Below are 13090 nucleotides of genomic sequence, written 5' to 3'. Positions count from 1 at the left end.
TAAACATGAAGAAATTAAGCTTTCTAATAGGCTGCGTCCTGCTGTTCTCGGGAATCGCCCAAGCCGCTGAAAAACCGGTGATCCGCATCGGCGCCCGGGTGTTCACTGAACAAACCCTGCTCGCGGAAATCACTTCCCAATACCTGCGCACCAAGGGTTACGACACCCAGGTGACCGGCGGTCTGGGCAGCAACCTGGCCCGCAGCGCCCACGAAAGTGGCCAGCTGGATTTGATGTGGGAATACACCGGCGTATCGCTGGTGGCTTACAACCACATCACCGAGAAACTCGACAGCGCCCAGTCCTACGCCAAGGTGAAAGAACTCGACGCGAAAAAAGGCCTGATCTGGCTGACCCCGTCGAAGTTCAGCAACACCTACGCCCTGGCGCTGCCGGAAAGCACCGCGAAGGCTTATCCGCAGATCAACACCATCAGCGAGCTGAACACGGTGATGCAGGCTGAGGCGAAGACCAATCACCTCGTCGCCCTGGACACCGAGTTCGCCAACCGTTCCGACGGTCTGGACGGCATGGTCGACCTCTACGGCATGAACCTGACCCGCAAAAACATCCGGCAGATGGATGCCGGGCTGGTCTACACCGCCCTGCGCAATGGCCAGGTGTTTGCCGGCCTGGTCTATACCACCGACGGTCGTTTGAATGCCTTCAAGCTCAAACTGCTGGAAGACGACAAGCACTACTTCCCGGACTACACCGCCGCGCCTGTGGTGCGTCAGGACTACCTCGACGCCCATCCAAAACTGGCGGAAGAAATAAAGCCGCTGGCCGAACTGTTCGACGACGCCACCATGCGCCAGCTCAACGCGCGGGTCGATGTCGATCACGAAAGCCCTTCATCCGTTGCCGCCGATTTCCTGCGCCAGCACCCATTGAACTAAGGAGGAAAAGACATGGAATTTCTGAACGCCTTTTCCCATCTCGACTGGCCGCTGGTGCTGCACCTGACCTGGCAGCACATCACCCTGGTCGGCATCGCCGTGACATTGGCGATCCTCGTTGGCGTGCCGTTGGGCGTGCTGATGACCCGCTTCCCGACGCTCGCCGGCCCGTTGCAAGCCAGCGCGACGGTGCTGCTGACCGTGCCGTCGATTGCGCTGTTCGGCCTGCTGCTGCCGTTCTACTCGAAATTTGGCCAGGGCCTGGGGCCGATGCCGGCGATCACCGCCGTGTTTCTGTACTCGCTGCTGCCAATCATGCGTAACACCTACCTCGCCCTGACCGGCGTCGAACCCGGCATTCGCGAAGCCGCCCGCGGCATCGGCATGACCTTCGGCCAGCGCCTGCGCATGGTCGAACTGCCGATCGCCGTGCCGGTGATCCTCGCCGGTGTGCGCACCGCCGTGGTCATGAACATCGGTGTCATGACCATCGCCGCGACCATCGGCGCCGGTGGCCTCGGTGTACTTATTCTCGCTTCAATCAGCCGCAGCGATATGTCGATGCTGATCGTCGGCGCCGTGCTGGTCAGTCTCCTGGCCATCTTCGCCGACCTGCTTCTGCAATGGCTGCAACGCACGCTGACTCCAAAAGGACTGCTCAAATGATCGAACTTCAAAACCTCAGCAAGACCTTCCAAAGCAACGGCAAAGATGTGAAAGCCGTGGACTCCGTCAGCCTGACCGTCAATGAAGGCGAAATCTGTGTGTTCCTCGGGCCATCGGGCTGCGGCAAAAGCACCACGCTGAAAATGATCAACCGCCTGATCAAGCCGACCTCCGGCAAGATCCTGATCAACGGCGAAGACACCACCGACCTCGACGCCGTGACCTTGCGCCGCAACATCGGTTATGTGATCCAGCAGATCGGCCTGTTCCCGAACATGACCATCGAGGAAAACATCACCATCGTTCCGCGTCTGCTGGGCTGGGACAAACAGAAATGCCACGACCGCGCCCGCGAGTTGATGAGCATGATCAAGCTCGAACCCAAGCAGTACCTGAATCGCTACCCGCGTGAATTGTCCGGTGGGCAGCAGCAGCGGATCGGCGTGATTCGTGCGCTGGCGGCGGATGCACCGCTGTTGCTGATGGATGAGCCGTTCGGCGCGGTCGACCCGATCAACCGCGAGATGATCCAGAACGAGTTCTTCGAGATGCAACGCGCGCTGAACAAGACCGTGATCATGGTCAGCCACGACATCGACGAAGCCATCAAGCTGGGCGACAAGATTGCGATCTTCCGCGCCGGCAAGCTGCTGCAGATCGATCACCCGGACACCTTGCTCGCGCACCCGGCGGATGACTTCGTCAGCAACTTCGTCGGCCAGGACAGCACCCTCAAGCGTCTGTTGCTGGTGAAAGCCGAAGACGCAGCGGACAACGCGCCGTCGGTCAGCCCGGAAACCCCGGTGGCGGAAGCCTTGGAGTTGATGGACGAACTGGACCGTCGTTATGTGGTGGTCACGGACGGTGAGAACAAGGCGCTGGGTTATGTACGACGTCGTGACTTGCATCGTCAGACCGGGACTTGCGCGCAATACCTGCGTGAATTCAACGCCACGGCGGCGTTTGACGAGCATTTGCGCATCCTGTTGTCGCGGATGTACGAGTTCAACCGTTCGTGGCTGCCAGTGATGGATGCCGAGCGGGTGTTCCTGGGGGAAGTGACACAGGAATCGATTGCCGAGTACCTGAGCTCCGGTAAGTCTCGTGGGGGCAAGACCAGCATTGTTTCGCCAGCCGAGACTGCGTTGGCCTGACCGACGTTTTCGCGGGCAAGCCTCGCTCCTACAGGTGCAGTGTCGTACGCAACATCACGGCACGCCGCAACCCTGTAGGAGCGAGGCTTGCCCGCGAATGGGCCACCGCTAATCCCTTGCCGATCGTTCCCACGCTCTGCGTGGGAACGATCATTTGAGGGAACATCACACTGTCATGCAGGTCGGTTACACCAGTACCCGTCGGGGACCGCACGACGGAAGCGTGCAAAAACGCGACATTTTTTGTTGATCTCGAGCCCCTCACGCCCTAAAGTTCGCGCCGAACGTCCATGCTGGAAACGATCCATCCGGCTCAAGTACTGACGACGAGACAGCAAGGCCAAGGGAAGCACCGCCTCCCGTGGCCTTTTTGCTTTCGGCGACATGCCTTGGGAAGTAGGCGAACCAAAGTGGGGATACGGAGGACGTTCATTTGCACCCATTGATTAATCTAGTTTGCCAGTAGGAGATCCCAGCATGTCGATCAACGTCGAAGACTATTACGCGCGCGAAACCTTCCAGAGATTGAAGACCTTCGCCGACACCCAAGAAACCCCGTTCGTGGTGATCGACACCGCGATGATCAGCCAGGCCTATGACGACCTGCGCGCCGGTTTCGAATTCGCCAAAGTCTATTACGCAGTCAAGGCCAACCCGGCCGTTGAAATCATCGACCTGCTCAAAGAGAAAGGCTCGAGCTTCGACATCGCGTCGATCTATGAGCTGGACAAAGTGATGGACCGCGGCGTCAGCCCGGACCGCATCAGCTACGGCAACACCATCAAGAAATCCAAGGACATCCGCTACTTCTACGACAAGGGCGTGCGCCTGTTCTCCACCGACTCCGAAGCCGACCTGCGCAACATCGCCAAGGCTGCACCGGGTTCGAAAGTCTACGTGCGCATCCTCACCGAAGGCTCGACCACTGCCGATTGGCCTTTGTCGCGCAAATTCGGCTGCCAGACCGACATGGCCATGGACCTGCTGATCCTCGCCCGTGACCTGGGCCTGGTGCCTTACGGCATCTCGTTCCACGTTGGCTCGCAACAGCGCGACATCAGCGTCTGGGACGCGGCGATCGCCAAGGTCAAAGTGATCTTCGAACGCCTGAAAGAAGAAGACGGCATCCACCTCAAGCTGATCAACATGGGCGGTGGCTTCCCGGCCAACTACATCACCCGCACCAACAGCCTGGAAACCTACGCTGAAGAAATCATCCGTTTCCTCAAGGAAGACTTCGGTGACGAACTGCCGGAAATCATCCTGGAACCGGGCCGTTCGTTGATCGCCAACGCCGGCATCCTGGTCAGCGAAGTGGTGCTGGTTGCGCGTAAATCCCGTACCGCTGTAGAGCGATGGGTATACACGGATGTGGGCAAATTCTCCGGCCTGATCGAAACCATGGACGAAGCGATCAAGTTCCCGATCTGGACCGAGAAGAAAGGCGAGATGGAAGAAGTGGTCATCGCCGGCCCGACCTGCGACAGCGCCGACATCATGTATGAAAACTACAAGTACGGTTTGCCGCTGAACCTGGCGATTGGTGATCGTTTGTACTGGTTGTCGACCGGTGCCTACACCACCAGTTACAGCGCGGTAGAGTTCAATGGCTTTCCGCCGCTGAAATCCTTCTACGTGTAAGCGCTACCCGCTGAAAACAAAAAGCCCATGACACGTCATGGGCTTTTTTGTACCTGAAATCCGCCCCGAAACACTCCCCTCACCTGTAGGAGCTGTCGAGTGAAACGAGGCTGCGATCTTTTGATCTTGCTTCTTAAAAAACAAAGTCAAAAGATCGCAGCCTCGTTTCACTCGACAGCTCCTACACAGCTCCTACACAGCTCCTACACAGCTCCTACAGGGGTTTGAGGTCGTGTTCCAGTTCGGCGCAGCGGTGGGCATAATCCGCCGCCAACGCTCGAATGTTCGGATCCGTTGCGCTCGCCAATGCCTTACTCGCCACCCGCAGGAAATTCAGATTCCCGCCGACCAATGCCTTGCGTAACCAATCCAGCGCCACTTCGATACTTCCCTCATCAGCCAGCACAGCGGCATAACTGAACTGCCCGCGAAAATCCCCGCCCGCCGCCGAACGTCGATACCAGTCGCGCGCAGCTTGCGAATCGGCCGGACAAACCCGTCCTTCTTCCAGATAACGGCCGAACAGATTCATCGACTTTGCATGGCCCAGTTCCGCGGCGCGGCGATAAAGATTCAGCGCTTGCGCCTGATCCTCCAGTACACCCCGCCCGGTCGCCAGCAGATTGGCATAGTTGTACATCGCCCAATCCAGCCCGGATTCTGCCGCGATTCGATAATGCTGCGCGGCAACCGAAGCGTCCGCCACACACCCCCAGCCATGTTCATGACAACGACCGAGCATGTTGCGCGCCATCAGATGTCCGCGCTGGGCGGCGATCTCGAACCAGCGCAGCGCCAGCGGTTGATCCTGCGCGATGCCCTGCCCGTCCAGCAGAATCTGCCCGAGCAAGGCCTGGGCATCGAGAATGTTTTCACGAGCGGCGAGCAGAATCGCCTGGGCCGCGCGGGCCGGGCTTTCGTCGAGCATGGCCTTGAGCGCATCACCGTCGAGGACTTCCTCGCGGCGTAATTGAAAACTCATACCTCGACCCAGCGGCGCAACAGGTTGTGATAAGTGCCCGTGAGGCGGATCAGCGACGGGTGATCCGGCATGTCCTGGGACAGTTGCTGGATCGCCCCGTCCATCTCGAACAGCAGCGCACGCTGGCTGTCTTCACGCACCAGACTTTGTGTCCAGAAGAACGAGGCGTAACGGGTGCCGCGGGTGACGGCGTTGACCTTGTGCAGACTGGTGCCGGGGTACAGGACCATGTCACCGGCCGGTAGCTTCACACGCTGAGTACCGAAGGTGTCCTGGATTTCCAGTTCGCCGCCGTCGTAGTCGTCCGGTTCGCTGAAAAACAACGTCGCTGACAGATCGGTGCGAACCCGCTCGATACCGCCCTTGGGCTGGCGCACGGCGTTGTCGATGTGGAAGTCGAAACTGCCGCCCGCCGTGTAACAGTTCAGCAACGGAGGAAAGACTTTGTGCGGCAGCGCCGCAGACATGAACAGCGGATTTTTCCACAGCCGCTCCAGCATCGCCGCGCCGACTTCCTTGGCCAGCGGATGACCTTCGGGCAGCTGCAGATTGTGCTTGGCTTTGGCCGACTGGTAGCCGGCGGTGATTTTGCCATCGGCCCAATCGGCTTGTTCCAGAGCCTCGCGGATGCGCTGCACTTCTTCTTTCGCGAACACGCCGGGAATGTGCAGCAGCATGGGAGGACACCTGAGGGTAAAGAGGCGGCAATGGTATTGATTCTTATTGACTGTGTAAAACCCCCACGACGAACGAATCAGCAAAAACCGTAAGGTTAAATTGTAAAGAATGTAAATTCCTCGCGAATAGTAACGTTTCGCAATTGATACAAATACGCGTCTACCCTATATTCCGCGGCCTCAAATCCTTGGGGAGGGGAATTCACATGTCACGCCAACACTCACAATTACCGGTCAGTTCACCGCGCTTGCTCGCGTCTGCAATTGGCGTGGCGATCACTGCAGGCTCTGCCGGCCACATGGTTTTCGCGGCTGAAAAGACCGACGTAAAAGCGCCGGGCAATGCGATTTCCCTGGGTGCTACTGCCATCACCGGCGAGGCTCAGGACGAGACTTCCTACAACGTCGAAAAAGCCTCCTCTCCCAAGTACACCGCGCCGCTGGTGGACACGCCGCGTTCGGTCACCGTGATCCCGCAGCAAGTGCTCAAGGACACCGGCGCCCTCAACATGCAGGACGCGCTGCGCACCGTTCCGGGCATCACCTTCGGTGCCGGTGAAGGTGGCAACCCACAAGGCGATCGTCCGTTCATTCGGGGTTTTGATGCTCAGGGCGATACGTACCTGGACGGCGTGCGCGACACCGGTTCGCAGAGCCGCGAGATCTTCGCCGTCGAGTCGATCGAAGTCAGCAAAGGCCCGAACTCGGCCATTGGCGGCCGTGGCGCTGCGGGCGGCAGCATTAACCTGGTGAGCAAAAAGGCGCACTTGGGCGACTCGTTTGACGGTGGTTTCACCTGGGGTTCGGACCAGACCCAGCGTTACACCCTGGACGGCAACTACCAGTTCACCGACACCGCCGCTGGCCGTCTGAACCTGATGAGCCACGAAAGCAACGTCGCCGGCCGTGACAGCGTCGATTACGATCGCTGGGGCATCGCGCCGTCGCTGGCGTTCGGCCTGGGCACCGACACCCGGGTCAACCTCGACTACTACCATCTCGAAAGCAACGACACCCCGGATTCGGGCATTCCTTACTCCATCCCGACCGGTCTCGCAGCGGCTCGCACCAAAGCCAATCCGGACAAACCGAACGACGGCGGCGACAGCAGCAACTTCTACGGTTTGAACGATCGCGACTTCCGCAAGGGCCGCACCGACACGGCCACCTTCGCCATCGAGCACGACCTGACCGACGCGCTGACCGTCAAGAACACCTTGCGCCACGGCAGCAGCATGCAGGATTACATCCTGACCCAGCCGGACGACAGCAAGGGCAACGTCAATAACGGCAGCGTCTGGCGCCGGGCCAACACCCGCGTCAGCAACACTGAGACCACCACTAACCAGACCGATCTGTTTGGTGACGTCTACATCGCCGGCTTCAAGAACAGCTTCGCCACCGGCATCGAGTTGAGCCGCGAGGAGAGCCAGAAATCCTCGTACAACGTCAACGTCGACACCACTCCGAGAACGGCGGCTTCGACCACCAACTGCTCCCCGGCATTGATCGGCGCGCCAAGCGGTTACAACTGCACCTCGCTGGCCAACCCGAACCCGAACGATCCGTGGAATGGCGCGATCTCGCGTAACTACGCCGGCACCGACACCCAGGCCAACACCTACGCGCTGTACGTGTTTGACACCCTGGAGTTGTCCGAGCAATGGCTGGTGAACATGGGCCTGCGTTACGACCATTTCGACACCAAGTACAAAACCTACAACGCGTCCAGCGTGACCACGTCCAAGGGCGATGACGTCAGCGAGTTCGTGACCGGCCAGTTCGGCGTGGTCTACAAACCGGCGGAAAACGGCAGCATCTATGCGTCGTTCGCCACCTCCGCCACTCCGCCAGGCAACACCTTGGGCGAAGGCCAGGAAGGCAACCCGTTGGGCGGCACTCCAGATCGCAGCGGCAATCTGTTGAGCAGCGACATGGAGCCGGAAACCACCAAGAACTACGAAATCGGCACCAAGTGGGACTTGCTGAACGATCGTCTGTCCCTGACCGCCGATATCTTCCGCACCGAGAAAGACAACGCCCGCGTTCAGGTCGACACCACGTCCTATGAAAACGCCGGCAAAACCCGCGTTCAAGGTATCGAGTTGTCGGCCAGCGGCAAGATCACCGAGAAATGGCAGGTCTTCGCCGGTTACGCCTACATGGACAGCGAGCAAGTCGATGGCGGTGATCTGCCGGCCAACAAAGCCAACAACGGCAACGAACTGCCGAACACGCCGAAAAACAGTGCCAGCCTGTGGACGACCTATCAGGTCACGCCGAAGCTGACCATCGGTGGCGGTGCGTTCTATGTCGACGACGTATTCGGCAGCGTGGCCAACACCACCATGGTCGATTCTTACGTTCGCTACGACGCAATGGCCGCGTACAAGTTGAGCAAGAACGTGGACCTGCAACTGAACGTGCAGAACCTGACCGACGAAACCTACTACGACAAAGCCTTCTCGACCCACTTCGCCAACCAGGCGGCGGGCCGTACGGCATTGCTGAGCACCAACTTCCACTTCTGATTGCCAGCCACACCGCTCCCACAGAGGGGTGGGTGAAGGCTGAAATCAGAGTCAGGCCCCGTTCATCCACATGAACGGGGCTTTTGTGCGTAAAAAAGAATGTTTCTCAGCAGCCCACGGCATAATGCGCGCCGTGATGATTATTTCGAACGAACAAGGCGAGCGACGTGTTGAAGAAAACCCTGTTCCAGTTGCACTGGTTTTTCGGCATCAGTGCCGGGCTGGTCCTGGCCCTGATGGGCATCACCGGGGCGATGGTCTCGTTTGAGGACGAAATCCTCAGCGTGCTCAATCCTTCCGTGCTGCAGGTCGAGAAGCAGGTTGCCGGCGTTTTGCCGCCCGCCGAACTGGTGGAAAAAATCGAGGGCGCTTCCGGCAAGAAAGTCGCGATGCTCTGGGTCGATACCGACAGCGGCAACGCCGCACGGGTGAGTTTCACGCCGCCACCGGGCGAACGCCGTGGCGAGATGCGCTACTTCGACCCGTACACCGCCGAGTTCATGGGTGAGGCCACCGGTGAGGATTTCTTCGGCCTGATGCTGCAACTGCACCGCTTCCTCGCCATGGGCGATACCGGTCGGCAGATCACCGGGGCCTGCACGTTGATCCTGGTGTTTTTCTGCCTGTCCGGCCTATACCTGCGCTGGCCGCGCCAATGGAAAAACTGGCGCGCCTGGCTGACCCTCGACTGGAAGAAAAAGGGCCGCAGCTTCAACTGGGATCTGCACTCGGTGGCCGGCACCTGGTGCATGGTGTTTTACCTCCTGTCAGCGCTGACCGGGTTGTCCTGGTCCTATGAGTGGTACAACAAGGGCCTGACCCAACTGCTTTCCGACTCACCGCAAAACGAGCGCGTTCGTGGCGGTCGTGGTCCTGCGCCGAGCGGTCCGGCGCCCACCGCCGATTACGCCGCCATGTGGAGCAGCATCTACAGCGCCGCAGGTCCGGCACTCAGCGCTTACAACATCCGTATGCCGCCAGTGGCCGGGCAACCGGCGACTGTTTTCTACCTGTTGAATACCTCGCCCCATGACCGGGCGCTGAACCAGATCACGCTCGACCCGGCCACCGGTCTCGTCAAACGGCATGACCGTTACAGCGACAAGAGCCTCAAGGCGCAGCTGCTGACCAGCATCTATGCGCTGCACGTCGGCAGTTACTTCGGCATCGTCGGTCGGATCATTCTGACCCTTACCGCGCTGACCATGCCGCTGTTCTTCATCACAGGCTGGTTGTTGTACCTGGATCGTCGCCGCAAGAAAAAGCAGATCAGGGACGCCCGCAAAGACTTCGCGCAAACGGGCAACAATGCCCCCGCGTGGTTGATCGGTTTCGCCAGCCAGAGCGGGTTTGCCGAGCAACTGGCGTGGCAGACCGCCGGGCAATTGCAGGCGGCCGGCCTGCCGGTGAAGGTTCAGCCGCTGGCGAATGTCAGCGAACAGGATTTGCGGGAATCCAGCAACGCGTTGTTCGTGGTCAGCACCTTTGGCGACGGCGAAGCGCCGGACAGCGCCCGGGGTTTCGAACGCAAGGTGCTGGGCCAGGCGTCGAACCTGCAAAGCCTGAACTACGCGGTTCTGGGTCTCGGTGATCGCCAGTATCAACACTTCTGCGGCTTCGCCCGACGCTTGCACACCTGGCTCGGCCAGCATGGCGGCACGACCTTGTTCGCCCCGGTGGAAGTGGACAGTGGCGACCCTTACGCCTTGCGTCACTGGCAGCAGCAACTAGGTCTGTTGACCGGGCAAGCGCCGGTCGACACCTGGCAAGCGCCAAGCTACGACAACTGGACCCTGTCCCGTCGCGAGCTGATGAACCCGGACAGCAGCGGCTCGCCGGTGTACTTGCTGGGCCTCACCGCCCCGACCACCAGCAGCTGGCTGGCCGGGGATCTGGTGGAAGTGTTGCCACGCAATTGCCCGTGGGCGATTGAGCATTTCCTTGATGGCCTGGGTATTGAAGGCCGGGCGATGGTGACCTTCGATGGCCTGTCGCAACCGTTGGAGCAAGCCCTCGCCAGTCGCCAACTGCCCGAGAACAGAGCGCATCTGGTTGGGCTGCACGCGCAAGCGCTGGTCGACGCCTTGGTGCCCTTGGCCATGCGTGAATACTCCATCGCCTCGATTGCCGCCGACGGCATGCTGGAACTGATCGTGCGTCAGGAACTGCACCCCGACGGCAGCCTCGGCATCGGCTCCGGCTGGTTGACCGAACACGCGCCGGTAGGCGGCACCATCAGCCTGCGGGTGCGGCGCAACAGTGGTTTCCACCTGCCGACCGAGCCGGTGCCGATGATCCTGCTGGGCAACGGCACCGGGCTCGCCGGGCTACGCAGTTTGCTCAAGGCGCGCATTGCCGATGGGCAGCAACGGCAATGGCTGCTGTTCGGCGAGCGCAATCGCGAATTCGACTACCTGTGTCGCGATGAGCTTGAAGAGTGGCTGACATCAGGCGATCTGGAGCGACTGGACCTGGCGTTCTCGCGGGACCAGGCCGAGAAGATTTATGTGCAGGATCGACTGCGCGAGTCGGCCGATCTCCTGAAGCAATGGTTGGCCGACGGTGCCGTGATTTACATCTGCGGCAGCTTGCAGGGAATGGCTTCAGGCGTGGATCACGCGCTCAACGAAGTACTCGGGATTGAAGAAGTCGACCGCCTGATCGAACAGGGCCGCTACCGCCGCGACGTTTACTGACCCTACCACTTGTTAAATGTGGGAGCGGGCTTGCTCGCGAATGCGTTGTGTCATTCAACGACGATGTTGACTGATCCACCGCTTTCGCGAGCAAGCCCGCTCCCACATTGGTTTTGTGTCGTTCGTCAAAACGGTCAGGCAGGCTGCAACTTCTGCTCAAACACTGCCACCCCATCCAGATCCCGCAACACCACCCCCATCTCCCCCGTCTGCCCATCAATATTCACCTCGCCAAAAAACTGAAACCCGGCAAACGGCGAGGTGTTTTGCGCCGGGGGTGCCTTCTCGAAAACCACCTCAAGCCCGAACGTCTTGTCCAGCGGATTCGGCCCGAAGCTCCCCGCATTCAACGGTCCGGCCACAAACTCCCAGAACGGTTCGAAATCCTGAAACGCCGCGCGATCCGGGTGGTAATGATGCGCGGCGCAGTAATGCACATCCGCAGTCAGGAACACGTAGTTGCGCACTTGCTGGGCACGCAGAAAACCCAACAATTCAGCGATTTCCAGTTCACGTCCCTGGGCCGGACCGGGATCACCATTGGCCACGGCTTCCCAACGCGCCACACCCGGGCTGACCTCTCCGTCGGGGACGCCGAGACCGATCGGCATGTCGGCGGCGATGACTTTCCATTGGGCAGTGGACGCTTTCAGCGAAGCCTTGAGCCAGTCGAGTTGCTCGCGACCGAGAAACGGTTTGGCGGCGCCGAGGTTGTCGTCATTGGCTTCGCGATAGCTGCGCATGTCCAGCACGAACACATCGAGCATCGGCCCATAACCGAGCTGGCGATAAATCCGCCCGCCGCCGTCCGCACTCTGCAAACGCATGGGCGCATATTCGAGCCACGCCTGCCGGGCACGCCCGACCAGGCTGTGGATATCTTTGTTCTTGTAGCGCTCATCGAGTTGCTTGCCTGGCGACCAGTTGTTCACCACTTCGTGGTCGTCCCACTGCCAGATCTGCGGGACTTCGGCGTTGAAGCGGCGGACGTTCTCGTCCATCAGGTTGTAGCGGTAGTTGCCGCGATAATCGTCCAGTGTCTCGGCGACTTTGCTCTTGGCTTCGCTGGTGATATTGCGCCACACCCGGCCGCTTTCGGTGGTCAGTTGCGCGGGCACCGGGCCGTCGGCGTAGATGGTGTCGCCGCTGTGGATAAAGAAGTCCGGCAGGCGCAAACGCATGGCTTCGTAGATGCGCATGCCGCCGATGTCCGGGTTGATGCCGAAGCCCTGACCGACGGTGTCGCCGCTCCAGACGAAACGAATGTCGCGCCGGGTTTGCGGCACGCTGCGCAAGTGGCCGAACCAAGGCTCGCTGGCGACACCGCTCTGGGCGTCTTCGAAATACACGCGATAGAAAATCGCCTGATTGGCCGGCAGACCGGTGAGTTCGACTCGCGCAGTGAAATCGGTGCGCGCATCGGCCAATGGCGAGACGAATCGACGAGGGTTGCCGAACAGGCTGCGGGTGTCCCACTCCACCACCATCCGCGCCGGTCGGTCGCTGCGACTCCAGATCATCGCCCGGTCGCCCAGCAGATCGCCGGACTGCACACCGTCGGTGAGTTGCGGGCGGTCCTTGACCGAGGCGATGACGGCCGGCGCCAGGCCTGGAAGCAAAAGCCCGGCGCCGACGGCTTGCATGACACGGCGGCGGCCGAGGTCAAATTCGCTCATGGTGTTCTCCCTGAAAAGGAAAACTAAAGCACGTGCGCATGAAACCGGTGTGACACCAAAATCTGCCAACACCACTGATCCCTTGTGGGAGCGGGCTTGCTCGCGAAGGCGGTGTGTCATTCAACGATGATGTTGACTGATCCACCGCCTTCGCGGGCAAGCCTCGCT

Annotated in this window: 9 protein-coding genes; 6 read left to right on the top strand and 3 right to left on the bottom strand. The window is 60.2% G+C overall.

Annotated elements, in window-relative coordinates:
* Positions 1–5: 5 nt before the first annotated feature.
* The 4 genes from ACA049_RS04230 (at position 6) to ACA049_RS04215 (ending at position 4360) form a co-directional block, all read left to right on the top strand.
* A complete protein-coding gene (locus tag ACA049_RS04230) occupies positions 6–899 on the top strand; it encodes a glycine betaine ABC transporter substrate-binding protein (protein ID WP_497333376.1) in 894 nt (297 codons plus the stop codon).
* Positions 900–911: 12 nt separating this feature from the next.
* Positions 912–1565, top strand: a complete 654-nt coding sequence (locus ACA049_RS04225) for an ABC transporter permease (protein ID WP_010463438.1) — start codon at positions 912–914, stop codon at positions 1563–1565.
* Positions 1562–2719, top strand: coding sequence for an osmoprotectant ABC transporter ATP-binding protein OsmV (locus ACA049_RS04220; protein ID WP_010463440.1), 1158 nt, complete (start codon positions 1562–1564; stop codon positions 2717–2719). Before ACA049_RS04225 ends, ACA049_RS04220 begins: the two co-directional genes overlap by 4 nt.
* Positions 2720–3196: 477 nt before the next feature.
* The gene (locus tag ACA049_RS04215) at positions 3197–4360 is read left to right on the top strand and encodes a type III PLP-dependent enzyme (protein WP_497333374.1); all 1164 of its coding nucleotides are present in this window, start codon (positions 3197–3199) and stop codon (positions 4358–4360) included.
* Positions 4361–4574: 214 nt separating this feature from the next.
* On the opposite strand, the gene ACA049_RS04210 is transcribed toward ACA049_RS04215, so the two are convergent.
* Positions 4575–5342 carry a tetratricopeptide repeat protein gene (locus tag ACA049_RS04210; protein WP_497333372.1) on the bottom strand — a complete coding sequence of 256 codons (768 nt, stop codon included), beginning with the start codon at positions 5340–5342 and terminating at the stop codon, positions 4575–4577.
* Positions 5339–6019, bottom strand: coding sequence for a Fe2+-dependent dioxygenase (locus ACA049_RS04205; RefSeq protein ID WP_497333370.1), 681 nt, complete (start codon positions 6017–6019; stop codon positions 5339–5341). Before ACA049_RS04205 ends, ACA049_RS04210 begins: the two co-directional genes overlap by 4 nt.
* A 206-nt stretch (positions 6020–6225) precedes the next feature.
* Here ACA049_RS04205 and ACA049_RS04200 point away from each other — a divergent pair, with 206 nt between their 5' ends.
* Both ACA049_RS04200 and ACA049_RS04195 read left to right on the top strand, forming a co-directional pair.
* The gene (locus ACA049_RS04200) at positions 6226–8550 is read left to right on the top strand and encodes a TonB-dependent receptor (protein WP_497333368.1); all 2325 of its coding nucleotides are present in this window, start codon (positions 6226–6228) and stop codon (positions 8548–8550) included.
* 167 nt (positions 8551–8717) lie between these two features.
* Positions 8718–11246 carry a PepSY domain-containing protein gene (locus ACA049_RS04195; protein ID WP_497333366.1) on the top strand — a complete coding sequence of 843 codons (2529 nt, stop codon included), beginning with the start codon at positions 8718–8720 and terminating at the stop codon, positions 11244–11246.
* A 134-nt stretch (positions 11247–11380) separates the two neighbouring features.
* On the opposite strand, the gene ACA049_RS04190 is transcribed toward ACA049_RS04195, so the two are convergent.
* Positions 11381–12922: an alkaline phosphatase D family protein gene (locus ACA049_RS04190; protein ID WP_497333364.1), complete on the bottom strand. Its 1542-nt coding sequence runs from the start codon at positions 12920–12922 to the stop codon at positions 11381–11383.
* Positions 12923–13090 lie beyond the last annotated feature (168 nt).

The organism is Pseudomonas sp. LBUM1662, assembly GCF_059695915.1.
This window is presented reverse-complemented; position numbering and strand designations above follow the sequence as displayed.